We start from the raw sequence: 25,613 nt of genomic DNA, 5'->3' as shown, positions 1-25,613 counted from the left end.
CCCTCGCCAACGTCAGCGCCTGGTCACTGTGCGCTCTTGGCGAATTCCCAGTAGAGCTCCCGGGCTCGGGCGGCCACCGGACCGGGCGTAAGCTCACGGTCCTCGATCCGCTTGACCGGCACCACCTTGAAATAGTTGCCGGTCGAGAAGATTTCGTCCGCATCGAGGAAGTCGCCGTAGCCAAGGGTCCGTTCCTCGACCTGATAGCCATCGGCGCGCAGCAGGCCGATGATCCGCTGCCGGGTGATGCCATTGAGGAAGGTGCCGTTCCAGGCCGGCGTCAGCACCACCCCGTCCTTGACCATGAACACATTGGCCGTGGTCAGCTCCGCGACGTTGCCGAGCATGTCGAGCACGATGGCATTGTCGAATCCGCGCCCCTTGGCCTCGACGATGGCGCGGGCGTTGTTGGGGTAGAGGCAACCGGCCTTGGCGTTGACCGGCATGGTCTCCAGCGTCGGACGGCGGAACGGAGAGAGGGTGAGGGAGATCGCGGTGCCTTCCGGGGCCATCGGCGCTTCGAACAGGCACAGGCAGAAACGGGTGCTCTCCGGGTCCGGTGCGATGGTGCCGATGCCTTCGCCTTCCGCCCAGTAATAGGGCTTGATGTAGACGGCATCCTCGGCGTTGAAGCGCGTCAGCCCTTCACGGGTGAGTTCCATCATCCGCGCGACCGTCATGGTCGGCGTCAGCCCAAGCGCCCGGGCGGAGTCATTCACCCGCTGGCAATGCAGATCCAGGTCCGGGGTGAGCCCTTCGAACGCGCGGGCACCGTCGAACACGCTGGAGCCGAGCCAGGAGGCGTGGCTGCGCGGTCCGATGATCGGCGGATTTCCCGGATGCCATTCGCCGTCAATCCAGTTCCAGGTGGTCGACCTCTCGGTCATGGGCGTCTCCCGTGTTGGCGCCGGCGCTTGGCGGCCGGTCGGTTCATCGCCGGATCGAACGCCCTTCGCGCGACAAGGTCAAGGCCTTGCTACCGCGAAGGGAAAAAACAACCACAATGTTCTGTGGTGGCGTCGAGATCCGGGATTTTTTTCGTGAAGCGCCTGAATTTGAAAGAAATCCAGCGATTGGCGGCGAAGCCGCGAAGCGGGCGAGCGCCGCAGGCGGCGGCGGCATTTTTGCCGCAGGTCGATCGCCAGGAATGGGCATCTTCCGGGAGTTCGGCGCGAATCGGGCCGATCCGCTGCACGGCGCAAGGCAGGTCGCAGGGGGCGTTGCCGGTTCGGAGAACGCGACTTTTTGCGGCGCACAAAAGCATTGACCTTGGTCCGGGATGGCTGTTTTCTTGGCGTCTGAACAAGAAAAAAGCATGCTGCGCAAAGGGTCATCATGTCTCTCTCCCCGCAAAAGCCGATCTCGGCCTATGTGTTCGACGCCTATGGAACGCTGTTCGACGTTCATGCGGCGGTACGCCGTCACGCGAGCGGGATGGGCCCGGAGGCGCTACGCCTGTCGGTGATCTGGCGGGAAAAGCAGCTTGAGTATTCCTGGACCCGGGCGTTGATGGATCGCTATGTCGATTTCTGGTCGCTGACCGAACAGGCGCTCGACACCGCCTTTTCCATCGTCGGCATGGAAAACCCGGAGCTGCGGCGCAAGCTGCTCGACGCCTACTGGAAGCTGGATTGCTATCCGGAGGTGCCGACGGTTCTGAAGCGGTTGAAGGATGAGGGGCACCGGTTGGCGATCCTGTCGAACGGTTCGCCGCAGATGCTGGAAGCGGCGGCGCGGGCCGCCGGCATCGAGGACTTGCTGGACGAGGTGTTCTCCACCGATATCCTGCGAACCTACAAGACCCGCCAGGACGTTTATGAACTGGTCACCAACCAGTTCCGCATCTATCCGGAAACCGTGTCGTTCCAGTCATCGAACCGCTGGGACATCGCCGGCGCGAGCGCCTTCGGCTTCCGCACGGTCTGGGTCAACCGCACGGGCGCGGCCGATGAATATGCCGATCTGCCGCCGGCGGCGGTGCTGACCGATCTGAACGGGCTGCTGGCGCTCGGCTGAAGCGCCGGCGCCAGCAGGCATCTTTTCCGCCTCGCTCAGGTTTGCGAGCGCTCGATCCACTTCGGCGTTGACGGCGGCTGATAGGCGGCGAACGCATCGAGCAGGCCGCCGGCATCGGTGTCGACCATCACCATCGCGCGCATTTCCGGGCGCACGAACTCCTCGTCCCGCTGCAGGTCGAGGAAGCTCAAGAGGCCATCGTAATAGCCGGCGGCATTGAGAAAGCCGCAGGGCTTGCGGTGATAGCCGAGCTGACCCCAGGTCCAGATCTCGAAAATCTCCTCCAGCGTGCCGGCGCCGCCGGGCAGGGCGATGAAACCGTCGGAAAGGTCCGCCATCATCGCCTTGCGTTCATGCATGGAGCTGACCACATGCAACTCGGTCAGCCCCTCATGGGCCAGTTCCTTTTCCTGCAGGGAGACGGGCAGCACGCCAACCACCTCTCCGCCGGCGGCAAGGGCGGCATCGGCGACAACGCCCATCAGCCCGACCTTCGCCCCGCCATAGACGAGACGGCGGCCGCTGCGGGCGATCGCCTGGCCTGCCTGTTCGGCGGCGGCCCGGTAATCCGGGCGTCCGCCCATGCTTGATCCGCAAAAAACGCAAATGGATTTCAACTGCCTGTCCTTTTTTCTCGGGAGGGCGTGCGCCGGCGCGCCGCTGGGCGCGCCGGGCTCAAGGCTGCCCAAAGGCGCTGGTCAATCCTTGGCGAGGGCGTCGAGCACCCGCGCCCAGGAGCGAATGCCCTTGTGGAAGCTGGTCATTTCATACTTCTCGTTCGGCGAATGCACCTGATCGTCCTCAAGGCCGAAGCCGATCAGCATGGAATCCATTCCGAGCATGGTCTTGAAGTCGCCGACGATCGGGATCGACCCGCCGCAGCCGATCAGCGCCGCTTCCCGCCCCCATTCGTCCGCCAGCGCCTTGCGGCCCTTGGCAAGAGCCGGGCTGTCGAAGGGCATGCGCAGCGCCGGGCTGCCGCTCTGGTCGTGGAACGTGACGGTGCAGTCGCTCGGCATCTGCGCCCGCACGTAGCTGCGGAATGACAGACGGACCTGATCGGGATCCTGGTCGCCGGTCAGCCGGAACGAGATCTTGGCGTGAGCGGCGGAGGGAATGACGGTCTTGAAACCGGCGCCGGTATAGCCCCCCCAGATGCCGTTGACCTCGCAGGTCGGACGGGTCCAGATCTGCTCCAGAACCGAGCGGTCCTTCTCTCCCGCCGGCTCCTTCAGGTCGACGCCGCCGAGGAAGGCCTCATGGTCGAAGCCGAGGCTGTCCCAAAGGGCGGTGACGTCTTCCGGCATTTCCACGACGCCCTCGTAGAAATTGGGCAGGGTCACCCGGCCGTTCTCGTCGTGCAGCCCGGAAAGGGCCTTGGTCAGCACATGGATCGGATTGCGCGCCGCCCCGCCGAACATGCCCGAATGCAGGTCCTTGTCGGCGGCGGTGACGGTCACCTCCTCCTTCACCATGCCGCGCAGCATGGTGGTGATCGCCGGCGTCTCCCGGTCCCACATGCCCGTGTCGCAGACCAGCGCCAGATCGCAGGACAGTTCGTCCTTGTTGGCGGTGAGGAAGGGGTGCAGCGAGGGCGAGCCGGATTCCTCCTCGCCCTCCAGCAGCACCGAAACGGAGAGCGGCAGGTCGCCGGTCTCGGCGATAAAGGCTCGTGCCGCTTCCACGAAGGTCATCAACTGGCCCTTGTCGTCGGCGGCGCCGCGGGCAACGATCATCTTGCTGCCGTCCTCGCGGGTAACGATGCGCGGGGCGAAGGGGTCTTGCTCCCACAATTCGATCGGATCGATCGGCTGGACATCGTAATGGCCGTAGAACAGCACGTGCGGTCCGGGCTTTCCCTTGCCCTTGCGGTGACCGACGACCATCGGGTGGCCGGTGGTGTCGCGCACGGTGGCGGGAATGCCGATCTCGGTGAGTTCGCGGGCGAGCCACTCGGCTGCCTGCCGGCAGTCGTCCTTGTAGGCCGGATCGGTCGAGATGCTCTTGATGCGCAGAAGGTCGAACAGACGGTTCAGCGAGGTGTCGAGATCGCTGTCGATCCGCGCGAGGACCCGGTCAAGCTGCGACATGAGATGCTCCAGAAACAATGTGATGAAGGCAGGATTTGAGGCCGTACATGGCCACAGATCACCGGGCGTGGCAAGACGCACGCGGGGCCGTTTTCCGCAGATCGGAAAACGGCCCCGCGCATTTGCTGTCCGGGAGAGGTGGCGTCGTCCCTAGAAGTTGCTCACCTGGGCGCAGGTGCTCGTGAGGTTGGCATTGGTGATCTCCGTGCCGTTCACCGAGAAGGCGTCGCCCGCCGCCTGATTGAGCGCGCTGGCCATGTAGAGGGAGCGGCCGCAATCCGCAGCCGAGTTGGTCACGCTCACATTGCCGTTCATTCCGGAGAAAGTGCCCATCATCCAGAAGCCGGCCTTGGCGGCACGGTCGATGGTGACATCCGCGAAGGTCAGATTGTCAGAGGCGTGCATCATCTGCATCAGCTGGATGCCGATGACATCCACGTTGGAGATTGCGATGTTGCGGAACTCGGAATCTCGGATCTCCTGGATCATCATCCCGCTGTTGCTGGCGTTGGCGATCGTCAGGCCCTCGAAGTGGTAACCCTTGTTCGATTCCGCGCCGACGATGATCGAACCGTCGCCGCTGAAGCCGCTGATGTTGATGCCGCTGCGCTTGCCAAGATTGGTCACCGCGCCGAGATTGGTCAGGGACGAGTTGCGGTAGGCGATGTCGCCGGAGGCGACGAAGGCGAAGCCGTCCGCCCCGGTCCGGTCGATGTTCAGCCGCTCCAGATCAGCGTTGTGCACATAGTGGAAAACGGCGCCTTCCTTGGCGGTCTCGGTGATCGCCATGTCGCGCACGGTGAGGTTCTTCGAGACATTGGCGAAGAAGCCAGTGCCGACCCGGTCGATCGCAACGCCGGAAATATTGGCGCCGTCAACGCGGTCGAGACGCAGGCCCACACCCTTGACCAATGCTGTCGGGTCGAAGTTGCTGAAGCCATCGGCGCCGGAGAAGCTGATGTTTGACATGGCGACGTTCTTCACCGTCAGGTCGGAGCCGTTCTCCACGTTGATGCCGCCGACCGCCTGACCGGCCAGCCGCAGGTCGGCCACGGTGACCCCGTCCGCGCCTTGCGCGGAGATCGCCGTCCGCCCGCCCGTCAGCGTGAAGCCGGTGACGGAGGTGTCATTGGCCATCTGGAAGATATCGGCGCCCGCATCGGTGCCGTTGAGATGGGTGCCGCCCACCCGCACGCTGCGCCCGGTCAGCGGGTTGCGCACGTCGAAGGCGCCGGCCACGCGCTGGTTGTCGGACAAGTTGATGGTGCCGGAGATGTTTACCGGACCGTTGGCGCCATGGACGAAGATCTGGCGGGCGGAGCCGGCGGTCGCGATGTCGCTTTCCAGCGTGGCGCTGCTCGCGTCGAGGATCGTGAGATCGTTCAGCGCAGCGCCGGTTGCCGCGTCGACGCCGGTCACCGCCCGGCCATAGGCGCCGCCCTGGGCGACGATATCGACGTCGCGCACCACCGTCTCGGTCATGCGCTTTTCCAGCGGGCTGAGCTGCGGCCCCTCGTCTCCGCCAAGCACGCGCTGCAGCGGCAGGCGCAGCCGGGCGCCGAAGAAACCCTGGTTGCCGCGCGGTTCGTCATACTGGTACTCGGCGTGGAGGCTGAGCCGTGTGCCTTCGACCAGAACGTCGTCGATGCGGTACTCGGCGCGCAGGCGCGGTCCCCAGATGGTGTCCGCCTTGTCGTCGAAGAAGGCGTAGCCGCCCGCGTGCAGCCAGAGCTGGTCCTTGCCTTCCGGCAGCAGGCTCAGCCCCTTGAGCAGGGCGCCGGCTTCGGCGTCGAAGCCGGTCATCGCCCGTTCCTGCCCCTCGCGCACCGTGATGCCGCTGCCGCCCACGCTGGCCGTGTCGAAGGCCGCGACGGACTGGGTGGTCTTGCCGAAGGGAAGATAGGCGTTCGCCCGCAAGGTGAGCGCCTCGGTCATCAGTTCGCCGCCGAGCGTGAACTGGGTGAAGTGGCTGTTGTGCTCGGTGCGGCGGTAGTCGAAGAAGCCGTAGGCGCCGGCGATCCAGCGCCCGTCGATGATCTGGCGCACGCCAAGGCCTGCGTTCACCTCCTGCGAGCCCTCGCTGCCGAAGGTGCCGCGAATGTCGGTGTAGATCAGCCGGTCGAAGCTCTGGAACAGCGGCACGAACACGGAGGTTTCGCCGATGCTCCGCTTGGTGCCGGCCTTGCCGCCGACCTCGATATGCGGCACCCATTTTCGGGTGTCGGCGTCCCCGGCAAGGGCAGGGGCTCCGAGGAGCGGCACAAGGGCAAGGGAGCCGCACAGGGCGGTGGTGGTCAGTGCCGGCGCCGGCCGGCGGCGAAGGGTCTGGGTCATGGCGTTGCTTTCCCGCGCCCGCAGGGCTGGCGGTCGGGCGCGAACGCGCGCGCCCACTCCGCGCCACCTGACGGCGAACGGGACTTTCCAATTCTGGGATGTGATGGAAACGGCCGCGGGCCTGGCGGGAGGAGCTGGGGGCGGTCCGAAGAGGTCAGGGCCTGACCAGGTGGTCAGAACATGGGCGCCTCGATAGACCGGGATAAAACAGGAGTCAATGACTCAAGAATTATTAGTGAGTTGAAAACGCTTTATCTTTTCTCGCGAAAGGGGAGTTTGGCGCTTCTTTGGCCAAAGACCCGACGGAAGGCGGTGGGCAGAACTTGAGGGAAGCGTCAGGGCAGCAAACTGGCGGCCTTGGTCTCCGGCCCCCGCCGTTCGGTGACGACCACCTCCAGCCGCAGGGAGCCGATGGCCTCGTCAAGGGCGGTGCGGAGCCGGGACTGGAAGGCGTCGATCTCGGCGGCCGTGACCGGGCGCTGCGGATCGAGATAGACCGCCACATAATGGCTGCGACCGGCGCGCAGGACGGCGCAGCGCAGATAGCGGAAGCCGGTCTCCAGCGCCGCCGCGCGTGTGCGGCGGGCGACAGCGGCGACCGTTGCCGGCGGGGCGCTGATGCCAGCAAGATCGGCCAGCGAGCGCAGGAACAGCTTGACCGGCTGCCAGATGATCAGCGCCACCAGGATGACGACGATGAGCGCATCGCCAATCGGGATCAGCGGTTCGAGTGCGGTGCCGGGCAGGAAGGGCAGGGACAGCAGCGCGCCGCCGGCGCCAAGGCTGATGGCCCCGTCGATCAGCGCCGCCTTGCTTTCGGTCTGGAGAATGGCGCTGCGCCGTCCGGTCGCGACATAGGCGCGGTGATAGCTGAAGGCGAGACCGGCGCAGATCAGGACGATGGTGACCGCGTAGATGGCAATCGGCCCGAACACCAGCGTCGGCACGGCGCCACCGGTCAGGTAGGTGGCGATCTTCGACAGGCTGACGAACAGGGCGAAGAGCAGGATGCCGATCAGGATCATGCTGCGGAAGGTGACATAAAGCGCTTCGTCGAAGTCATAACCCCAGGGGCGCCGCCGGTTTGCAGGGCGGGCGATGGACAGGCCAATGCGCGCGGCCACGATGGCGGAAAGGAAGTTGACGGCGGAGTAGAGCCCGTCCACCAGCATCGCATCGGAGCGTGACAGCAGCGCGGTGACGATCCCGGCAACCGCCATGAAGAGATTGGCCCATTTGCCGACCGCAAGGGCCCTGGCCTCGATCTCCATGTCGCTGCGCGGCGGGTGAGAGTCTGCGGACATGCCTGTCTCCTGCGCCTGCGTTCGGGGGCGTCTGGCCTAGAACCCCCGTTTCATCGAGCCGAGAATACCGCGCGCCAGCGCCCGGCCAAGTGCGGAACCGAGCGAGCGGACCACCGATTTGACTGCCGCGTCGGCAACGCTGTCGGAGCGGCGGCTGCGGCTGCGGCTGCGGCGACGGCTACGCGACGGGGCGGGCGTGTCGTCCCGACCGAAATCCGGTACCGAAAAGCCCGACCTTGTGCGGCGCGGTGCCCCCCGGCGCTTGGTTTCCTGCGCCTCCCGGTCGCGCTGGCGCTCTTCCAGCCGGGCGGCTTCCTCGGCACGCCGGCGCAGGACCTCGAAGGCGGAGTCCCGGTCGCGCGCCTCGTCGTAGATCCCGGCGACGGGGCTGAACCGGATCAGGTCGCGGCGCTCGCTGGCGGTCAGCGGGCCAAGGCGGGAGGAGGGCGGGCGGATCAGGGTGCGTTGCACCACCGACGGGATGCCCTTGTCCTCAAGCGTGGAGACCAGCGCCTCGCCGACGCCCAGTTCCATGATCACCTGCTCGGTATCGAGCTCCGGGTTGGGGCGGAAGGTTTCGGCGGCGGCCCGCACCGCCTTTTGCTCGCGCGGGGTATAGGCGCGCAGCGCGTGCTGGATCCGGTTGCCGAGCTGGGCCAGTACGGATTCGGGCACATCCAGCGGGTTCTGGGTGACGAAATAGACGCCCACCCCCTTGGAGCGAATCAGCCGCACCACCTGCTCGATCTTGTCGAGAAGCGCCTTCGGTGCCTCATCGAACAACAGATGCGCCTCGTCGAAGAAGAACACCAGCCGGGGCTTTTCCGGGTCTCCCACCTCGGGCAGTTCCTCGAACAGCTCCGACAACAGCCACAACAGGAAGGTGGCATAAAGCCGGGGGGCGGCCATCAGCTTGTCGGCGGCCAGCACGCTGACGACGCCGCGCCCGTCGCGCGAAACCCGCATCATGTCGCGGATATCGAGTGCCGGCTCGCCGAAAAAGGCCTCTCCGCCCTGGCGGTCGAGCACCAGAAGCTGGCGCTGGATCGCACCGACCGAGGCCTTCGACACGTTGCCATAGAGCTTGGACAGTTCGGAGGACCGCTCGGCCACATGGGCGAGCAGGGCCTGAAGATCCTTGAGGTCGAGCAGCAACAACCCCTCGTCGTCGGCCAGCTCGAAGGCGACGTTCAGAACCCCTTCCTGGGTGGGGTTGAGATCCATCAGCCGGGAAAGCAGCAACGGCCCCATTTCCGATACGGTGGTGCGGATCGGATGGCCCTGTTCGCCAAAAAGGTCCCAGAACACGGTCGGGAAGTCCTCATAGACATAGTCTTCGAGGAAACCGATGTCGGCCGCGCGCTTTTCCAGGAAATCCCTGGGTTCGCCGGCGGCGGCGATGCCGGACAAATCGCCCTTCACATCGGCGCAGAACACCGGCACGCCGGCATTGGAAAAGCTCTCGGCAAGGATTTGCAGGCTGACGGTCTTGCCCGTGCCCGTGGCGCCGGTGATCAGCCCGTGGCGGTTGGCAAGGCGCAACGACAGGTATTCCGGCTTCACCGAGCCGCCGAGGAAAAGTCTGTCGTCTGCGTTCACGTCATGATCTCCGCTTTTGCCGGGGCCGCAGCAGCAGTCCCGCTCGGATAGGGGGCAACCCGTGATGTACCTTGCGGCAGGGACGCTGTACAGCCGTTGTGATCCGCCTCAGTCTGTTGTCAGATACCTCTCGGGTTGACCCGTGATTCTGGAGAAGGCGCATGGACGAACTGATCAGCCGCATCGCCAGCGCCGTTGGCGTGAGCGAGGACGCCGCCGGGCAAGCGGTGAAGATTATCCTCAATTTCCTCAATTCCGACGGTCCCAAGGAGCAGGTGGCCCGTTTGATGGCGGCTCTGCCTGGCGCGGAGACCCTGCTCGATGAGGCCGGCTCGGGCGGCGGCGGTCTGCTCGGCAGTCTCGGCGGCATGATGGGCGGCGGCATGGGGGCGATGGCCGCGCTCAACAAGCTGACCAACGCGGGCCTTGATATGGGGCAGGTGCAGGGCGTGACCCGCGAACTCGTGTCCTTCGCCCGCGAAAAGGCTGGGCCGGAGCTCGTCGACGAGGTGGTCGACGCGATCCCGGGCCTTGGTCAGATCCTGTAACCGGCATTGCAACCCCGGCCGCGTTGAGGCCGGCTTCATTGGTGGAGGGAATTGATGTCGTATCCGATTATCGAAATCGAGGGCATTGGCCCGGTCTATGCGGAAAAACTGACGGCGGTGGGGATCAAGACCACCGACGACTATCTGGAGCGGGCCAAGGACCCAAAGGGACGCAAGGCGTTGGCCGAGGAGACCGGCATTGACGACAAGCGCATTCTGAAATGGGCCAACATGGCCGATCTGATGCGTATCAGCGGCGTCGGTGAGGAGTATTCGGAGCTGCTGGAGGCGGCCGGCGTCGACACGGTCAAGGAACTGAAGCACCGCAACGCGGAAAATCTCGCGGCGAAAATGAAGGAGGTGAACGAGGAGAAGAAACTCGTCCGCCTCGTGCCCAGCGAGAAGAACGTGGTGAAATGGGTCGAGCAGGCCAAGGATCTGCCGCCAATGATGACCTACTGAGGTCCGGCCGGCCCCCACGTACCTGCGGCAATCTGACCATGGGAACCGGTGCCCGGCGCGGTGCCGGTCTTCATGCTGGCGCCAAACGCGGGGGAAGTCTCCGCAGCTAGCGCTGGGTAAATGTCGCACACATCGGGGATTTTCCTGATCGGACATTGCCGAGCGCGGGAGACATGCCTAAGTTGCCTTCCGTGAGCGAAGCCGGACCGGCACACGGTTCGTGGCTTCGGCAAGAGACACGCCCCATTCGGAGGACCTCTTTATGGCATTTGAACTCCCGGACCTTCCCTACGCCTATGATGCTCTGGGGCCCTATATGTCGGCCGAGACGCTGGAGTATCACCACGACAAGCACCATCAGGCCTATGTCACCAATGGCAACAACCTGCTGAAGGACTCTGGCCTGGAAGGCAAGTCGCTGGAGGAGATCGTCAAGGAGAGCTACGGCAAGAACGCCGGCCTCTTCAACAACGCGGGCCAGCACTACAACCACATTCATTTCTGGAAGTGGATGAAGCCGAATGGTGGCGGGTCCTCGCTGCCGGGCGCGCTGGCCGCGAAGATCGACAGCGATCTCGGCGGTTTCGACAAGTTCCGCGCCGATTTCATCGCCGCCGGCACCACCCAGTTCGGTTCCGGCTGGGCCTGGCTCGCCATGAAGGATGGCAAGCTGGTCGTGATGAAGACGCCGAACGGCGAGAACCCGCTGGTGCATGGCGCAACGCCGCTGCTCGGTGTCGACGTGTGGGAGCATTCCTACTACATCGACTACCGCAACGCCCGGCCGAAGTACCTGGAAGCCTTCGTCGACAACATGGTCAACTGGGACTATGTGGACGAGCTGTTCCAGGCAGCCTCTTAAAGGCCCCGGATACGGAAAAAGGCGGCCCCGGTGGCCGCCTTTTTTGTGTGTCCCGGAGAGGTGTTCCCCGGCGCTCAGTAGCCCTTGCGGCACTCGCGGGTGAAGGTTTGTAGCAGGAAGCCGGAAATGTAGGTCACGAATGCACGGCATTCCGCCTCGGTCCGGAAACAGCCTTCCCGCGAATAGGGGCGGGTCTTGAAATCGACCTTCTTGCGCCCGCCAACCAGACCGCGCCAGATGTTGTCGGCACCGTATTGCGCGGCCATCGCGCGGCAGTCATAGCGCGTGCCATAGGTCTGCGGCACATAGGCCTCGTCATAGGTCGGCGCGAACAGGATATCGCCCACCACGCTGCCGGTGGTGGTGCTGGTCGGGCTGCAGGCGGCGAGCGTGAGGCTGGCGGCGAGAACGGTGGCTGTCAGCGGTCTGGACATGAGGCTCCTCTGGGCGGATGGGCGCTCCACCGTGGCACGGGGAGCCGCGACGGTGTAAGCCCTTTGACAGGGCCTGTCGACGCTTTTGGCGTTGGCACGACAGTCACACCGGCACGAGTGTATCTTCAATGAACAATGCGACCAATGCCGCCAGCCTACAAGCCCTGGGGGGCACGGGACTGGACGAGGGCACGGCGAACCGGCTCTGGCAAACCGGGCGGGTCATTGAGCTTCCGGAGGGGCAGCAGGTGTTCGCCCCTGGAGAGGCGTGCCAGGGCTGGCTTCTGGTGCTTTCCGGCTCGGTGCGGGTCTCGTTCACCGCCGACACCGGACGGGAAATGCTGCTCTACCGGGTCGGGAGCGGCGAAACCTGCGTCCTGACCACTGCTTGCCTCTTGGGCGAGGATCTGTATTCGGCGACCGGCGAGACCGAGGCGCCGACCCGTGCCTTCATGCTGCCGGCCCCCGCGGTGAGCCGTTTTCTCGACGAATCGCCCGCATTCCGACGCCTCGTCTTCAATGGCTTCGGCCAGCGCCTTGGCGAGATCCTGAAACGGATGGAGGACGCCGTGTTCCACCGGATCGACGCCCGGCTGGCGCGCCTGCTGCTGGAGAAATCCGGGGACGGGAAGGATATCGTCGCTACTCAGGCCGAACTGGCCGGGGAACTGGGAACCGCGCGGGAAGTGGTGTCGCGCCAGATCGCCCGCTGGGCGCGCGAGGGCATCGTCGAGCGCCGGCGCGGCACCATTGCCGTTCTGCGCCCGGAGGAGTTACGCCGCTTGGGTGAGATATCCTCCGGGGAACTGTGACCTAGTCACCGACAGTCGCCCGGCGTGCCTGCTAATTTCGTGAAATCGAAACAAAGCGGGCGGTGCCGGAGGGGCCGGCAGGCCGCGCGCCTGATGCTGGGAGACATGACATGGCACTGGTAACCACCAATGTGGGCACGGCTGACCGTATCGCGCGGATTATCGTTGGCGTGGCGCTGATCGCCTTCGCGCTGTTCGGTCCGGCGGACATCACCTGGAAGTGGGTTGGCTGGATCGGCGTCATGCCGCTCCTGACGGCCTTCCTGAAATGGTGCCCGGCCTACACGCTGTTCGGCATCCGCACGTGCAAGGCGGATTGACGGGCAAGGCGGATTGGCCGACAGACTGAACCAGGAAAAGGCCGGGTGAGGGAGCAGGACGGGTCTTCCGGAGATCCCGGCTTACCTAGAAATGTAAATGCGGCGCGAGGGGGACCCTCGCGCCGCATTTGGTTCAGGTATCAGGGCGCGCCGGGTATCACGCCTTGCCGGTTACCTTCAGGGCGAAGGCATAGACCAGCGCCACCTCCTTCAGCCGGTCGAAGCGGCCGGAGGCGCCGCCATGGCCGGCATCCATGTTGGTCTTCAGGTAAAGCGGCGCGTCGTTGGTGCGTCGTTCGCGCAGCCGCGCCACCCATTTCGCCGGTTCCCAATAGGTGACGCGCGGGTCGGTCAGGCCGCCAAGCGCGAGGATTGGCGGATAGGCCCTTGCCGCAATGTTGTCATAGGGCGAATAGGCGGCGATTGTCCGGTAATCGGCCTCGCTGGCGATCGGGTTGCCCCACTCCGGCCATTCCGGCGGCGTCAGCGGCAGCGTGTCGTCGAGCATGGTGTTGAGCACATCGACGAAGGGCACCTCGGCGATGATGCCGCCGAAGGCGTCCGGCGCCATGTTGACCACCGCACCCATCAGCATGCCGCCGGCGGAGCCCCCTTGCGCGACGATCCGGTCCGCCGAGGTGAAGCGTTCCGCCGCAAGGTAGCGGGCGGCGGCGATGAAATCGGTGAAGGTGTTGGCCTTCGCCTGCCGGCGTCCGTCCGCGTACCAGCGGAAGCCCTTGTCCTTGCCGCCACGAATATGGGCGATGGCGTAGACGAAGCCCCGGTCGACCAGCGACAGGCAATTGGTGTTGAAGCTCGCCGGGATCGAGATGCCGTAGGAGCCATAGCCGTAGAGCAGGCAGGGGGCGCTGCCGTCGAGCGGCGTATCGGCGCGGTAAAGCAGGGTGACCGGAACGGTCTCGCCGTCCTCGGCGGGCACCTGCAGGCGCCGGGTGACATAGTCCGCCGGGTCGTGGCCGGAGGGCACTTCCTGCGTCTTGCGCAGCACCCGTTCGCGGGTTTCCATGTCGTAGTCGAACACCTGGCTCGGCGTCGTCATCGACGAATAGGAAAAGCGGATACGGTTGGTGTTGAACTCGTATCCGTCCGACAGGCCGAGCGAATAGGCTTCCTCGTCAAAGGCGATGGCATGTTCCAGCCCGTCCGCCAGCCGGCGCACGACGATGCGCGGCAACCCGTCCTCCCGCTCCAGCCGCACCATGTGCTTGGCATAGACGGTGACGGAGAGGATCAGCCGGCCTTCGCGGTGCGGCACCAGATCCTGCCAATTGTCGCGGCCGGGCGCGCCCACCGGCGCGGTGACGATGCGGAAATCCTCCGCGCCATCGGCGTTGGTGAGAATGACGAAGCGTTCGCCGTCATCCTCCACCGAATATTCCACCGCCGTTTCGCGCGGGGCGATCAGGCGGGGTTCGGCGGTCGGATCGTCGGCCGCGATCACCCGCACCTCGGAGGTTTCGTGATCGTGGCTGTCGATCAGGATGAAGCGGGCCGACTGGGTCTGGCCGACGCCCATGAAGAAGCCCGGGTCGGCCTCCTCATAGACCAGCACATCGCCGGCCGGATCGGTGCCGACCTCATGCCGGAACAGCTTCGAGGGCCGGTGATTGTCATCGAGCCGCACATAGAACAGGTAGCGGCCGCAGGCGGACCAGACACCGCCGCCGCCGGTGTCGGGAATGCGGTCGGCAAGATCCGCGCCGGTGGCAAGGTCGCGCACCAGCAGGGTGTAGTACTCCGAACCCTTGTCGTCATAGGCCCAGGCGAGCCGGGAATGATCGGGCGAATGCATCGCCCCGCCGAGACGGAAATAGGCCTTGCCCTCGGCCTCCTTGTCGCCGTCGATCATGACGGTTTCCGCGCCGCCCTCGCGCGGGCAGCGCACCAGCTTCGGGTGCTGGCCGCCGGTCACATAGCGGATGCCATAGGCATAGGGGCCGTCGGGGGCGGGAACGGAGCTGTCATCCTCCTTGATCCGGCCCTTCATCTCGGCGAACAGGGTGTCCTGCAGGCCGGCGGTGTCGGCCATGCCCGCTTCCAGATGGGCGTTTTCCGCTTCCAGATAGGCGCGGATGCCGGCGTCCAGCGTTTCCGGCTGGCGCATCACCTCCTGCCAGTTGTCGGCGCGCAGCCAGGCATAGTCGTCCGTCCGCGCGATCCCGTGGATCTCGTGGGTGACGGGACGCTTCTCGGCGCGCGGGGCTTGGGAAGCAGCGGTGGGGGAAGAGGCGGCGGGGGGAGGGGTCTTGTTCAGCATGATTTCGGAGGTAGGTGCTTTGCCACGCGATGGCAAGAGCTCCCCGAACGCGTGAAGCCCGAACAGATCGTCCCTGAACCGGCAATGTCGCCCCGGCTCTTCGCAAGGTCTGGAAGAGCCGGGGGCGGTCGGTGTGTCGCGGGCTTACTCGGCCGCTTCGCGGAAGGCCGGGTTATGGGTCTTCGGCTTGGCCTTGAGCTTCAGCTCGCGCAGCTCCTCGCGGGCCCTTTCGCCATTGCGCAGAAGCTGGAACTTGCCCGGCTGATACTGCTTCGGCGCGAAGACATCACCCACCCCGTATTCGCCGGCGGCGCGCAGGGTGAAGGCCGGGTCGGCCAGATGCGGCCGGCCGAGCGCGATCAGGTCGGCGCGACCGGCGGTCAGGATCGTGTTCGCCTGATCCGCCGTGGTGATTGCCCCGACCGCCATGGTGGCGATTTCCGCCTCATTGCGGATCTGGTCGGCGAAGGAGGTCTGGAACATGCGGCCATAGACCGGCGAGCTCTCCGGGCTGGTCTGGCCGGTGGAGACGTCGATCAGGTCCGCGCCGGCCTCGGAGAACGCCTTGGCGATGGCCACGCTGTCCTCGCCGGTCAGGCCGCCCTCGATCCAGTCCGTTGCCGACAGGCGCACCGACATGGGTTTGTCCGCCGGCCAGACGGCACGCATCGCCTTGAACACCTCCAGCGGGAAGCGCAGCCGGTTTTCCAGCGAGCCGCCGTATTCATCCTCGCGGATGTTGGTGACCGGCGACAGGAAGCTGGCCAGCAGGTAGCCATGGGCGCAATGCAGCTCGATCATGTCGAAGCCGCAGGCGATGGCGCGCTCGACGCTGGCGACGAAATCCGCCTTGACCGCGTCCATGTCGGCCCGGTCCATCGCCTTCGGCACCTGGCTTTCCGGGTAGTAGGGCAGGGCGGAGGCGGCCAGGATCGGCCAGGCCTCGGCCTCCGGCAGCGGCCGGTCCATGCCCTCCCACATCAGCTTCGAGGCGCCCTTGCGCCCGGCATGGCCGAGCTGCAGGCAGATCTTCGCCTCGGTCTGGCCGTGCACGAAGTCGGTGAGGCGGGTCCAGGCGACCTGCTGGTCGTCGTTCCAAAGGCCGGTGCAGCCCGGGGTGATGCGCGCGGTCGGCGAGACGCAGGTCATCTCGGTGAAGACCAGTCCGGCACCGCCCATGGCGCGCGAGCCGTAGTGGACGAAATGGAAGTCCTGCGGCACGCCCTCCACGGCTGAATACATGCACATCGGCGAGACGACGAAGCGGTTGGCCAGCGTCATGTCGCGCAGGGTGAAGGGCTGGAAGGCCGGCACGGTCGGGTTTTCCGTGTCGATGTCGAAGCCGCTGTCGCGCAGCTTGCGGGCGAAGGTGCGGGTGGCCTCGGCGACGAACTCCGGCGCGCGCAGCTCCAGATTGTCATAGGTGATGGCCTTGGACCGGGTCATCACGCCGAAGGCGAAGGTCACCGGATCCATGTGCCAGTAGCGCTTGACGTGCTCGAACCAGACGAGCGACACATCCGCCGCGTGCTGGGTCTTTTCCACGTCCTCGCGGCGGCTGACCTCGAAATCGGCCAGCGCGGCGCTGATGCCGTCCGTGCGCATCACGCTTTCGTAAAGGGCGATGGCGTCCTCCATCGCCAGCTTGGTGCCCGAGCCGATGGAGAAATGGGCGGTCGATTTGGCATCGCCGAGGAGTACCACATTGCCCATGGTGCTGCGGGCGTTGCGGATCATCGGGAAGTTGCGCCACATGGAGCGGTTGATCAGGAGCGGATGGCCGTCCAGCTCCTCGGCGAAGACGCCCTCCAGATAGGTGGCGGCCTCCTGCTCGCTCATGTCGCCGAGGCCGGAGCGCTCGAAGGTTTCCGGATCGGTCTCCAGCACCCAGGTCGAACGGCCCGGCTCATACTGGTAGGTATGAGCGATGAAGATGCCCGCTGGCGTTTCCTTGAAGTAGAAGGTGAAGGCGTCGAGCGGCTTGGTCGAGCCCATCCAGGTGAACTTGTTGGGGCGCAGGTCGACGCTCGGCTGGAAGTGATCCCGGTGCGCCTCGCGCACCGCCGAGTTGATGCCGTCGGCGGCGACGATCAGGTCGGCGCCCTCGAATTGGGTGAGGTCGGTGATGTCGGTCTCGAACCGCATCTCCACGCCCAGCTCCCGCGCCCGCTCCTGCAACAGCAGCAACAGGGTGCGCCGGGAACAGCCGCAGAAGCCGTTGCCGCCGATCCGGAACGAGGCATCCTTGTAATGGATCGCAATGTCGTCCCAATAGGCGAAGTTCTCGGTGATCGCCCGATAGCTTTCCGCATCATACTGCTCGAAAGTCTCAAGCGTCTGGTCGGAGAAGACGACGCCGAAGCCGAACGTATCATCCGGACGGTTGCGTTCATGGACCGTGATGCTGGCCTCCGGCCGTGCCTTCTTCATCAGGATCGCGAAATAAAGACCTGCGGGTCCGCCTCCGATCACTTCAATACGCATTGACCTGTCCCTTCTCCCTGTTGCCGCCCCGCCTCCCCGGTTTCGGGCAACGACGGCTTGCGTCCATTCGAGAGATATTTTAAGCTTAAAATAATTGAGGATGCAATGCCGATTTGGCAAAGGCCTGGATTGGCGGAAATCCGGCGAAAAGGGCCGGCTCGAAGAGGAGGTGCGACGTGACGAAGGGTCCGTTCGACGGCCGGCATGTTCTGGTGACCGGGGGCACGCGCGGCATTGGCGTGGCGATTGCCCGCAAGATGGTGGCCGAGGGCGGCGCCGTGACCATCCTCGGCCGCAATGCGGTGCGGGCGGAGACCATGGCGCGGGAGATCGGCGCCGCTGGGTTCGCCGCCGCCGACGTCACCGACCGGGCGGGATTGATCGCCGCGATTCGCGAGGCCGAGGAACGTCATGGCGGTGTCGCCGTTCTGGTCAACAACGCCGGCTCGGCGGAAAGCGCGCCGTTCCTGAAGACGCCGCCCGAGCAATTTGCGCGGATGCTGTCGATCAATCTGGAAAGCGTCATCACCGCCTGTCACGCGGTGTTGCCCGGCATGATCGCGGCGAAGGGCGGACGGATCATCAACATCGCCTCCACCGCCGGTCTGAAGGGCTATCGCTATGTCTCCGCCTATGTGGCGGCCAAGCATGCGGTCATCGGTCTGACCCGGTCGCTGGCACTGGAGACGGCGGAGACCGGCGTCACCGTCAATGCGGTCTGCCCCGGCTTCGCCGACACCGATCTGGTGCGCGAGAGCATCGCCAGGATCCGGGAAAAGACCGGTCGCGAGGAGCCCGAGATCATTGCCGAGATGGTGCGCGACAATCCGCAGAAGCGGTTGATCGATCCGGCCGAGGTGGCCGATTGCGTGGCCTGGCTCGCCGGTGATGGCGCTGGTGCGGTCACCGGCCAGTCGATCGCCGTTGCCGGCGGCGAAGTGATGTGAGGTCGTGATGAATGAGACAATGCCGGATACCGGCCCGATGACGATCGATGCGGAAACCCGGATGCAGGGCGGGGAGGATCACCGCGCCGAGTTGCGGCTGTGGCTGCGCCTTCTGACCTGCACTACGCTGATCGAGAGCGAGATCCGTTCGCGCCTGCGGGCGCGGTTCGATGTGACCCTGCCGCGCTTCGATCTGATGGCCCAGCTTGAAAAGGCGCCGGAGGGCATGACCCTCGGCGATCTGTCGCGCCGCATGATGGTCTCGGCCGGCAATGTCACCGGCCTTGTCGAGCGTCTGGTGCAGGACGGGCTGGTTGACCGGCGTCCCGCCCCTGGCGACCGGCGCTCGGCACTGGTCAATCTTACGGAAAAGGGCCGGACGGCGTTCGAAGAGATGGCCCATGATCACGGCGACTGGATCGGCGAGATGTTCGACGGTCTCGACGAGACCGACATCGACACCTTGATGCGCCTTCTTGGCAAGGCAAAAACCTCCGCCCGCGCTGCCCAGGCCCGGGTCTTTCCGAGCTCCACAGACAAGGATGATGCCCATGGCTGACATGGCCCCGCAGATGGCTCCGCTGGAAACCTACGCGATCACGCTGCCGGTCCGCGACTACACGCCCCGGCACTTCCTGCTGGAGGTCGACGGCAAGACCGCGACCATCACGCTCAACCGCCCGGACCGCAAGAACCCGCTGACCTTCCAGTCCTACGCGGAACTGCGCGACCTGTTCCGCGCCCTGCAGTTCGATACGGAAGTGAAGACCATCGTCATCACCGGTGCCGGCGGCAATTTCTGCTCCGGTGGCGATGTGTTCGAGATCATCGAACCTCTGCTGTCGCGTGACATGCCCGGCCTGTTGCAGTTCACCACCATGACCGGGGAACTGGTCAAGGCGATGCGTGCCTGCCCGCAGCCGATCGTTGCCGCCATTGACGGCATCTGCGTCGGCGCCGGGGCGATCATCGCCATGGCCTCGGATCTGCGCGTCGGCACCACCGGCGCCAAGGTGGCCTTCCTGTTCAACCGGGTTGGCCTCGCCGGCTGCGACATGGGCGCCTGCGCCATTCTTCCGCGTATCATCGGTCAGGGCCGGGCCAGCGAACTGCTCTACACCGGCCGGGTGATGAGCGGCGAGGAAGCCGAGCGCTGGGGCTTCTTCAACCGGCTCGCCGACGCCGGCAGCGTTCTTTCCGAGGCGCGCAAGCTGGCCGACAGCCTGTCCGCCGGACCGACCTTCGCCAACGCCATGACCAAGCGGATGCTGCACATGGAGTGGGACATGTCCGTCGATCAGGCGATCGAGGCGGAGGCCATGGCCCAGGCGGTGTGCATGAAGACCGAGGATTACACCCGGGCCTTCAACGCTTTCGCCGCCAAGCAGAAGCCCGTGTTCGAAGGCAATTGAGGAGCTTTGCGATGACCGACATGAGCTTCCTCGACTGGCCGTTCTTCGATGTGGGCCACCGCGCCTTTGCCGCCCGGCTCGATGCCTGGGCCGCCAAGACGGTGCCCGGGCTGGTCGATCACCACGATGTCGACGGCAGTTGCCGCCGGCTGGTGGCCGCGCTCGGCGAGGCCGGCTTCCTGCGTGCCGCCATCCCGGCGGCCGAGGGCGGGATGCATGAGCGGCTCGACGTGCGCACCCTGTGCATCGCCCGTGAGACGCTGGCCCGCCACAACGGCCTTGCCGATTTCGCCTTCGCCATGCAGGGGCTCGGCACCGGCTCCATTTCCCTTTACGGGTCCGAGGAGCTGCGCGCCCGCTATCTGCCGCCGGTGGGGCGCGGCGAGAAGATTGCCGCCTTTGCCCTGTCGGAGCCGGCCGCCGGATCCGATGTGGCGGCGCTTGCCACCATCGCCGAGCCGGATGGGCCCGATCATGTGCGCATCAGCGGCGACAAGACCTGGATCTCCAACGGTGGCATCGCCGATCACTATGTGGTCTTCGCCCGCACCGGCGAGGCGCCGGGCGCGCGCGGCCTGTCCGCTTTCGTCGTCGATGCCGACACGCCGGGGTTTTCCGTGCGCGAGCGGATCGACACGGTGGCACCGCATCCGCTGGCGACCCTTGATTTCGACGCCGTGCGGGTGCCGGTCAGCCAGCGTCTCGGCAAGCCGGGCGAGGGCTTCAAGGTGGCGATGGCAACGCTCGACATCTTCCGCTCCACCGTCGGAGCTGCCGCGCTGGGCTTTGCCCGCCGAGCGCTCGACGACACGCTGGCGCATACCACCACGCGCCAGCTTTTCGGCGCACCGCTCTCCGATCTGCAAATGACCCAAGGCACCCTCGCCGACATGATCGCCGATGTGGATGCGGCGGCGCTGCTGGTCTACCGGGCCGCCTGGACCAAGGACCAGGGCGCGGCGCGCATCACCCGCGAGGCGGCGCTGGCCAAGATGGTGGCCACGGAAAACGCCCAGAAGGTGGTCGACCGCGCGGTACAGCTGCATGGCGGCAACGGCGTGCGCGTCGGTTGCAAGATGGAGGAACTTTACCGCGATGTCCGGGCGCTGCGGATCTACGAGGGCGCCACGGAAATCCAGAAGATCGTGATCGCCCGCCAGGCGATTGCCGACCATGCCGCCCGCACCCAGGCGGCGGCAGCCGAATAACGACAAACACCACCGCCGGAAAACCGGCGGGAAACGCGTCCAGAGGAGAGGCTCATGGCCAAGTCAGCCCATCTCGATACATTCACCGCCGACAACCTGCCGCCGCGCGCGCAGTGGCCGGATCTGATCAATCTCGACCGCCTCGGCTATCCGGAGCGGCTCAACTGCGCCAGTGAGCTCATCGACCGCAACGTGGCCGAGGGGCGCGGTGACAAGCTGGCGCTGGTCTCCCCGGACGAGCGCTGGACCTATGCGGAGCTGGCGGAGAAGGTCAACCGCATCGCCAATGTGCTGGTCGCCGATTTCGGTCTGGTGCCGGGCAACCGGGTGCTGTTGCGGTTCCCCAACACGCCGATGATGACGGCGGTCTATTTCGCTGTGCTGAAGGCGGGCGGGGTGGTGGTTGCCACCATGCCGCTGCTGCGCGCCAAGGAACTGGCGGCCATCACCGACAAGGCCGAGCTGTCGCTGGCGATCTGCGATCATCGGCTGGCGGAGGAAATGGAGCTGACCCGTGGGCGCACCGACCGGCTGAAGACCATCGTCTATGCCGGCGGCGGCACCGAGGAGGCGCTGGAAACCCGCATGGCGTCGGCCTCGGCGGAATTCGCGCCCTGCGACACGGCGGCGGAGGATGTCTGCCTGCTCGGCTTTACCTCCGGCACCACCGGCGAGCCGAAGGCGACCATGCATTTCCACCGGGACATGCTGACCATCTGCGACTGCTATTCGGCAAAGGTGCTCTGCCCGCGCGAGGACGATGTGTTCATCGGCTCGCCGCCGCTTGCCTTCACCTTCGGCCTGGGCGGGCTGGTGCTTTTCCCGTTCCGCGTCGGCGCCACGGCGATCCTCTTGGAGCGGGCCGGGCCGGACGAGTTGCTTGCGGCGATCCCGCAGATGCGCCCGACGGTTCTGTTCACCGCGCCGACCGCCTATCGGGCGATCCTTGCCCGGAAAGGGGATGCGGATCTGTCGTCCTTGCGCAAATGCGTGTCCGCCGGCGAGGCGCTGCCCAAGGCGATCTGGGACGACTGGTTCGCGGCGACCGGCATCAGGATCATGGATGGCATCGGTGCCACCGAGCTGTTGCACATCTTCATCGCCGCCCGCGAGGACGAGCTGCGCCCCGGTGCCACCGGCAAGCCGGTTCCGGGCTACGAGGCCAAGGTGATCGGCCCCGATGGCGCGGAGGTTCCGGACGGAACCCCGGGCCGACTGGCCGTGCGCGGTCCCACCGGCTGCCGCTATCTGGCAGATGACCGGCAGGCGAACTACGTAGTGGATGGCTGGAACGTCACCGGCGACACCTACATTCGCGATGCCGACGGCTATTTCTGGTATCAGGCCCGCTCCGACGACATGATCATTTCCGCCGGCTACAACATCGCCGGCCCGGAGGTGGAAGGCACCATGCTGGCCCATCCGGCGGTGGCCGAATGCGGCGTGGTCGGGGCTCCCGATCCGGAGCGCGGCCGCATCGTCAAGGCCTATGTGGTTCTGAAGCCCGGGGTCACCGGCGATGCCGCGCTCATCAAGGAGCTGCAGGACTACATCAAGGCCGAGCTGGCCCCTTACAAATATCCGCGCGCCGTGGAGTTCGTCGACAAGCTGCCGCGCACCGAGACCGGCAAGCTGCAACGCTTTGCCCTGCGCGAGATTGCCTCCCATGAGGACACGGCCCGTGCCGCGTCCTGACCCGTAACCCTTGTTCCTGATCGACAGCGGAGATCGCGTCTTGACCACGACCCTGAATGCCGGCGCCAAAGCCGCCACCGCAGTTCCCGATACCAGCCCCGCCGGCGCCGGAGTGTCTCCGGTGCAGCCCGAGGGCTGGCCGACCCCGAAGGGCTATGCCAATGGCATGGCCGGGGAGGGGCGGTTCGTCCTCACCGGCGGCCAGATCGGCTGGAACACCGAAGGTGAGTTCTCCGCCGATTTCGTCGAGCAGATCCGCCAGACCCTGGAAAACGTCGTGGCGGTGGTGCGTGCGGGCGGCGGCGGACCGGAGCACATCGCCCGGCTGACCTGGTATGTCACCGACATGGAGGCCTACCGCGCCTGCCTCAAGGACCTCGGCCCGGCCTATCGCTCGGTAATGGGGCGGAACTTCCCGGCGATGGCCGTGGTGCAGGTCCTGTCGCTGGTGGAGCCCGAGGCGATGGTGGAAATCGAGGGCACGGCGATCCTGCCGGCCTGATTGTTTCGGCCCAAGGCCATTGCAACCGCCGGCGCGAAAGGCCTTCGCGCCGGCGGTTTTCGTTTTGCATCAGGCGCTGGCGGCGACCTGCCGTTGACGTGACCGGGCAAGTTTGGTCACCACGTTGCGGATGATCCGGTGCCCGGCTTCCTGATCGAGCGACATGATCGATTCCGGGTGGAACTGCACGGCGGCGATCGGCTCGCGTTCGTGCTCGATTGCCATGATCACCCCATCGGTGCTTTCGGAGGTGATCCGCAGCCCTTCCGGCAGGGTGTCACGCCGGGCATGCAGCGAATGGTAGCGCCCGACGGTGACCGGAGAGGAAAGCCCGGCAAACAGCAGCGAATCCCCGGTGAAGGTCACCGGGGAGGGCTTGCCGTGCATCGGCACCTCAAGCTGAGCCAGCGAGCCGCCGAGCGCCTCGGTCAGCGCCTGCAGGCCGAGGCAGACGCCGAAGATCGGCAGGCCGCGCGCCCGCGCCCGGCCGATGGTGGAGGCGCAGTCGAAATCGCTCGGGCTGCCCGGTCCGGGCGACAGCACCACCAGATCGGGATCGACATCGTGGAACACCGCATCGCTGACCGGCGAGCGGTAGGTGACGACCTCCGCCCCGGTCTGGCGGAAGTAGTTGGCAAGGGTGTGGACGAAACTGTCCTCGTGGTCGACCAGCAGGATGCGCAGGCCCGCGCCTGGCAGGTCGCGCTCCGCGTCGGCGCCGGCGGGGCCGGTCTGGCCGGCCTCGCGCACGGCGGTGCGCATGGCCTCCGCCTTCAATTCGGTCTCCGCTTCCTCGTCCTCCGGCACGCTGTCGTAGAGCAGGGTGGCGCCGGCGCGGATCTGCGCCACGCCATCCTTGATCCGCACGGTGCGCAGGGTAAGGCCGGTGTTCATCTCGCCGTTGAACAGGATTGCGCCAATTGCGCCGCCATACCAGGCGCGCGGGGTGCGTTCGTGCTTTTCGATGAACTCCATCGCCCAACGTTTCGGTGCGCCGGTGACGGTGACTGCCCAGGTGTGCGACAGGAAGGCGTCGAGCGCGTCGAGATCGTCGCGCAAGGTGCCCTCGATATGGTCGACCGTGTGGATCAGCCGGGAGTAGAGCTCGATCTGCCGCCGGCCGATCACCCGCACCGATCCCGGCACGCAGATGCGGCTCTTGTCGTTGCGGTCCACGTCGGAGCACATGGTCAGCTCCGCCTCGTCCTTGGCCGAGTTCAGCAGCTTGCGGATCTGCGCTTCGTCTTCAATGGCGTTGCGGCCACGCCGGATGGTGCCGGAGATCGGGCAGGTCTCCACCCGCCGTCCACCGGTGACGCGCACATACATTTCCGGGCTGGCGCCGACCAGATATTCCGCATTGCCCAGATTGATGAAGAAGCCGAAGGGCGAGGGGTTGATGTCCTGCAGCTTGCGGCTGACCGCCGAGGGGGGCGCCGGGCAGCGTTCGTAGAAGGTCTGGCCGGGCACGGTCTCGAACAAGTCGCCACGCCGGAAATACTCCTTGGCGGCGCGCACCAGCTCAGCGTATTCGCCGGGGGCATGGTCGCCGCGTCCGGGATCCTCGCTCGCCGGATGGTAGGGCACCGCCGCGCCATCGCGGGCAAGCCCCTCAGTGGAACGGCCGCCGACGGTGAAGTCATACTCCAGCACATGCGCCTTGCGGCCGTAGTGGTCGACCAGCAGGATTTCGTCGGGCAGGTAGAGCACCACGTCGCGCTGATCGTCCGGGCGCTCGATCACCAGGTCGATGGGCTCGAACTGGAAGGCAAGGTCATAGCCGAAGGCGCCGTAAAGACCGAGATGCGCGTCGTCGCAGGCAAACAGCGCGGAAATCGCCCGCATCACCGAGAACACCGAAGGCTGGCGCGAGCGTTCTTCCTCGGCAAAGGCCCGGTTCGGCACGGCGATCTCGATGAGGAGCGTGTCGCCGTCGCCGTCCCGGTCGAGCCGGGCAATGTCCGGGTGGCCCTGCAACGCCTGCTCGATGGCCGGCACCAGGACCGCGCCCCGGGCGTTCAGCGCCCGCACATGGGCGCGGCGTCCCTGCGCTTCCAGAACCAGCGGCGGATTGGCCAGCGCCATGTCCCAGCGCGTGTAGCGGCCCGGATACTCATAGGAGGAGGAGAGGACCACGCCGCGTTCGCTGTCGAGCCGGTCGACCCAGCGGGAAATGCCTTCTGCGTAATCGGCTGGCCGCGAGGCGACCGAGACGGTGATGCCGCCCTCTGTCTGGAAGGTCTGTGCGTGTCCCGCTTGCATTTCATTCTCCTGTACCGCTGCCGCTGGAGGTCTCCGCAGGCTGC

General features: G+C 65.9%; 23 protein-coding genes. 13 read left to right on the top strand and 10 right to left on the bottom strand.

Annotated features, from left to right (window positions below; genetic code table 11):
• Window positions 1–23: 23 nt before the first annotated feature.
• Window positions 24–887: a branched-chain amino acid aminotransferase gene (locus IEV83_RS11895; RefSeq protein WP_181759034.1), complete on the bottom strand. Its 864-nt coding sequence runs from the start codon at window positions 885–887 to the stop codon at window positions 24–26.
• 11 nt (window positions 888–898) lie between these two features.
• Here IEV83_RS11895 and IEV83_RS11890 point away from each other — a divergent pair, with 11 nt between their 5' ends.
• Window positions 899–1,267, top strand: coding sequence for a hypothetical protein (locus IEV83_RS11890; RefSeq protein WP_181759035.1), 369 nt, complete (start codon window positions 899–901; stop codon window positions 1,265–1,267).
• A gap of 68 nt (window positions 1,268–1,335) precedes the next feature.
• Window positions 1,336–2,016 (top strand): haloacid dehalogenase type II, encoded by a 681-nt coding sequence (locus IEV83_RS11885; protein WP_181759036.1) that lies wholly within the window; start codon window positions 1,336–1,338, stop codon window positions 2,014–2,016.
• A gap of 35 nt (window positions 2,017–2,051) precedes the next feature.
• Here IEV83_RS11885 and IEV83_RS11880 read toward each other — a convergent pair whose 3' ends face one another.
• The 5 genes from IEV83_RS11880 to IEV83_RS11860 all read right to left on the bottom strand — a co-directional run bounded on the left by IEV83_RS11880 (window position 2,052) and on the right by IEV83_RS11860 (window position 9,343).
• Window positions 2,052–2,633: an LOG family protein gene (locus IEV83_RS11880; RefSeq protein ID WP_181759037.1), complete on the bottom strand. Its 582-nt coding sequence runs from the start codon at window positions 2,631–2,633 to the stop codon at window positions 2,052–2,054.
• An 81-nt stretch (window positions 2,634–2,714) separates the two neighbouring features.
• A complete protein-coding gene (locus IEV83_RS11875; protein ID WP_181759038.1) occupies window positions 2,715–4,106 on the bottom strand; it encodes a M20/M25/M40 family metallo-hydrolase in 1,392 nt (463 codons plus the stop codon).
• Between the two features lie 150 nt (window positions 4,107–4,256).
• Window positions 4,257–6,440 (bottom strand): inverse autotransporter beta domain-containing protein, encoded by a 2,184-nt coding sequence (locus IEV83_RS11870; RefSeq protein ID WP_181759039.1) that lies wholly within the window; start codon window positions 6,438–6,440, stop codon window positions 4,257–4,259.
• A gap of 335 nt (window positions 6,441–6,775) precedes the next feature.
• Complete coding sequence (locus IEV83_RS11865; RefSeq protein ID WP_181759040.1) at window positions 6,776–7,744, bottom strand: cation efflux transmembrane domain-containing protein; 969 nt, start codon at window positions 7,742–7,744, stop codon at window positions 6,776–6,778.
• A gap of 36 nt (window positions 7,745–7,780) precedes the next feature.
• Window positions 7,781–9,343, bottom strand: coding sequence for a helicase HerA-like domain-containing protein (locus IEV83_RS11860; RefSeq protein ID WP_181759041.1), 1,563 nt, complete (start codon window positions 9,341–9,343; stop codon window positions 7,781–7,783).
• Window positions 9,344–9,504: 161 nt separating this feature from the next.
• Here IEV83_RS11860 and IEV83_RS11855 point away from each other — a divergent pair, with 161 nt between their 5' ends.
• The 3 genes from IEV83_RS11855 (at window position 9,505) to IEV83_RS11845 (ending at window position 11,215) form a co-directional block, all read left to right on the top strand.
• Window positions 9,505–9,891 (top strand): DUF2780 domain-containing protein, encoded by a 387-nt coding sequence (locus tag IEV83_RS11855; protein WP_181759042.1) that lies wholly within the window; start codon window positions 9,505–9,507, stop codon window positions 9,889–9,891.
• A gap of 54 nt (window positions 9,892–9,945) precedes the next feature.
• Window positions 9,946–10,353: a DUF4332 domain-containing protein gene (locus IEV83_RS11850; RefSeq protein ID WP_181759043.1), complete on the top strand. Its 408-nt coding sequence runs from the start codon at window positions 9,946–9,948 to the stop codon at window positions 10,351–10,353.
• Window positions 10,354–10,615: 262 nt separating this feature from the next.
• Window positions 10,616–11,215 carry a superoxide dismutase gene (locus tag IEV83_RS11845; RefSeq protein ID WP_181759044.1) on the top strand — a complete coding sequence of 200 codons (600 nt, stop codon included), beginning with the start codon at window positions 10,616–10,618 and terminating at the stop codon, window positions 11,213–11,215.
• A gap of 74 nt (window positions 11,216–11,289) precedes the next feature.
• Here IEV83_RS11845 and IEV83_RS11840 read toward each other — a convergent pair whose 3' ends face one another.
• Window positions 11,290–11,649 (bottom strand): hypothetical protein, encoded by a 360-nt coding sequence (locus tag IEV83_RS11840; protein WP_181759045.1) that lies wholly within the window; start codon window positions 11,647–11,649, stop codon window positions 11,290–11,292.
• Window positions 11,650–11,777: 128 nt separating this feature from the next.
• Between IEV83_RS11840 and IEV83_RS11835 the strand changes: the two genes are divergently transcribed.
• Window positions 11,778–12,461 carry a Crp/Fnr family transcriptional regulator gene (locus tag IEV83_RS11835; protein ID WP_181759046.1) on the top strand — a complete coding sequence of 228 codons (684 nt, stop codon included), beginning with the start codon at window positions 11,778–11,780 and terminating at the stop codon, window positions 12,459–12,461.
• Between the two features lie 110 nt (window positions 12,462–12,571).
• Window positions 12,572–12,781, top strand: coding sequence for a YgaP family membrane protein (locus tag IEV83_RS11830; RefSeq protein ID WP_181759047.1), 210 nt, complete (start codon window positions 12,572–12,574; stop codon window positions 12,779–12,781).
• A gap of 157 nt (window positions 12,782–12,938) precedes the next feature.
• On the opposite strand, the gene IEV83_RS11825 is transcribed toward IEV83_RS11830, so the two are convergent.
• Both IEV83_RS11825 and IEV83_RS11820 read right to left on the bottom strand, forming a co-directional pair.
• The gene (locus IEV83_RS11825) at window positions 12,939–15,059 is read right to left on the bottom strand and encodes a S9 family peptidase (protein WP_181759048.1); all 2,121 of its coding nucleotides are present in this window, start codon (window positions 15,057–15,059) and stop codon (window positions 12,939–12,941) included.
• A 144-nt stretch (window positions 15,060–15,203) separates the two neighbouring features.
• Window positions 15,204–17,543 carry a bifunctional salicylyl-CoA 5-hydroxylase/oxidoreductase gene (locus IEV83_RS11820; RefSeq protein ID WP_181759049.1) on the bottom strand — a complete coding sequence of 780 codons (2,340 nt, stop codon included), beginning with the start codon at window positions 17,541–17,543 and terminating at the stop codon, window positions 15,204–15,206.
• 176 nt (window positions 17,544–17,719) lie between these two features.
• Here IEV83_RS11820 and IEV83_RS11815 point away from each other — a divergent pair, with 176 nt between their 5' ends.
• Genes IEV83_RS11815 through IEV83_RS11790 form a run of 6 tightly spaced genes read left to right on the top strand, consistent with a single transcriptional unit; the run spans window position 17,720 to window position 23,307 of the window.
• Window positions 17,720–18,490 carry an SDR family NAD(P)-dependent oxidoreductase gene (locus tag IEV83_RS11815; RefSeq protein ID WP_181759050.1) on the top strand — a complete coding sequence of 257 codons (771 nt, stop codon included), beginning with the start codon at window positions 17,720–17,722 and terminating at the stop codon, window positions 18,488–18,490.
• Between the two features lie 37 nt (window positions 18,491–18,527).
• Window positions 18,528–19,049: a MarR family winged helix-turn-helix transcriptional regulator gene (locus IEV83_RS11810; protein WP_181759239.1), complete on the top strand. Its 522-nt coding sequence runs from the start codon at window positions 18,528–18,530 to the stop codon at window positions 19,047–19,049.
• A 1-nt stretch (window position 19,050) separates the two neighbouring features.
• Window positions 19,051–19,902 (top strand): enoyl-CoA hydratase family protein, encoded by an 852-nt coding sequence (locus IEV83_RS11805; protein ID WP_371873445.1) that lies wholly within the window; start codon window positions 19,051–19,053, stop codon window positions 19,900–19,902.
• Window positions 19,903–19,913: 11 nt separating this feature from the next.
• On the top strand, window positions 19,914–21,110 hold the full coding sequence (locus tag IEV83_RS11800) for an acyl-CoA dehydrogenase family protein (RefSeq protein WP_181759051.1): 1,197 nt from the start codon (window positions 19,914–19,916) through the stop codon (window positions 21,108–21,110).
• A gap of 54 nt (window positions 21,111–21,164) precedes the next feature.
• Window positions 21,165–22,805, top strand: coding sequence for a benzoate-CoA ligase family protein (locus IEV83_RS11795; RefSeq protein WP_181759052.1), 1,641 nt, complete (start codon window positions 21,165–21,167; stop codon window positions 22,803–22,805).
• Between the two features lie 40 nt (window positions 22,806–22,845).
• Window positions 22,846–23,307 carry a RidA family protein gene (locus IEV83_RS11790; RefSeq protein ID WP_245152951.1) on the top strand — a complete coding sequence of 154 codons (462 nt, stop codon included), beginning with the start codon at window positions 22,846–22,848 and terminating at the stop codon, window positions 23,305–23,307.
• Window positions 23,308–23,376: 69 nt separating this feature from the next.
• Here the strand turns inward: IEV83_RS11790 and IEV83_RS11785 are convergent, their stop codons facing one another.
• Window positions 23,377–25,569 (bottom strand): anthranilate synthase, encoded by a 2,193-nt coding sequence (locus IEV83_RS11785; protein ID WP_181759053.1) that lies wholly within the window; start codon window positions 25,567–25,569, stop codon window positions 23,377–23,379.
• Between the last annotated feature and the right edge of the window lie 44 nt (window positions 25,570–25,613).

The organism is Stappia taiwanensis, from assembly GCF_014635285.1.
GTDB classification, from domain to species: Bacteria; Pseudomonadota; Alphaproteobacteria; order Rhizobiales; family Stappiaceae; genus Stappia; species Stappia taiwanensis.
Note: the sequence above shows the minus strand (reverse complement) of the source record. Positions and strands in the feature narration are given on the sequence as shown.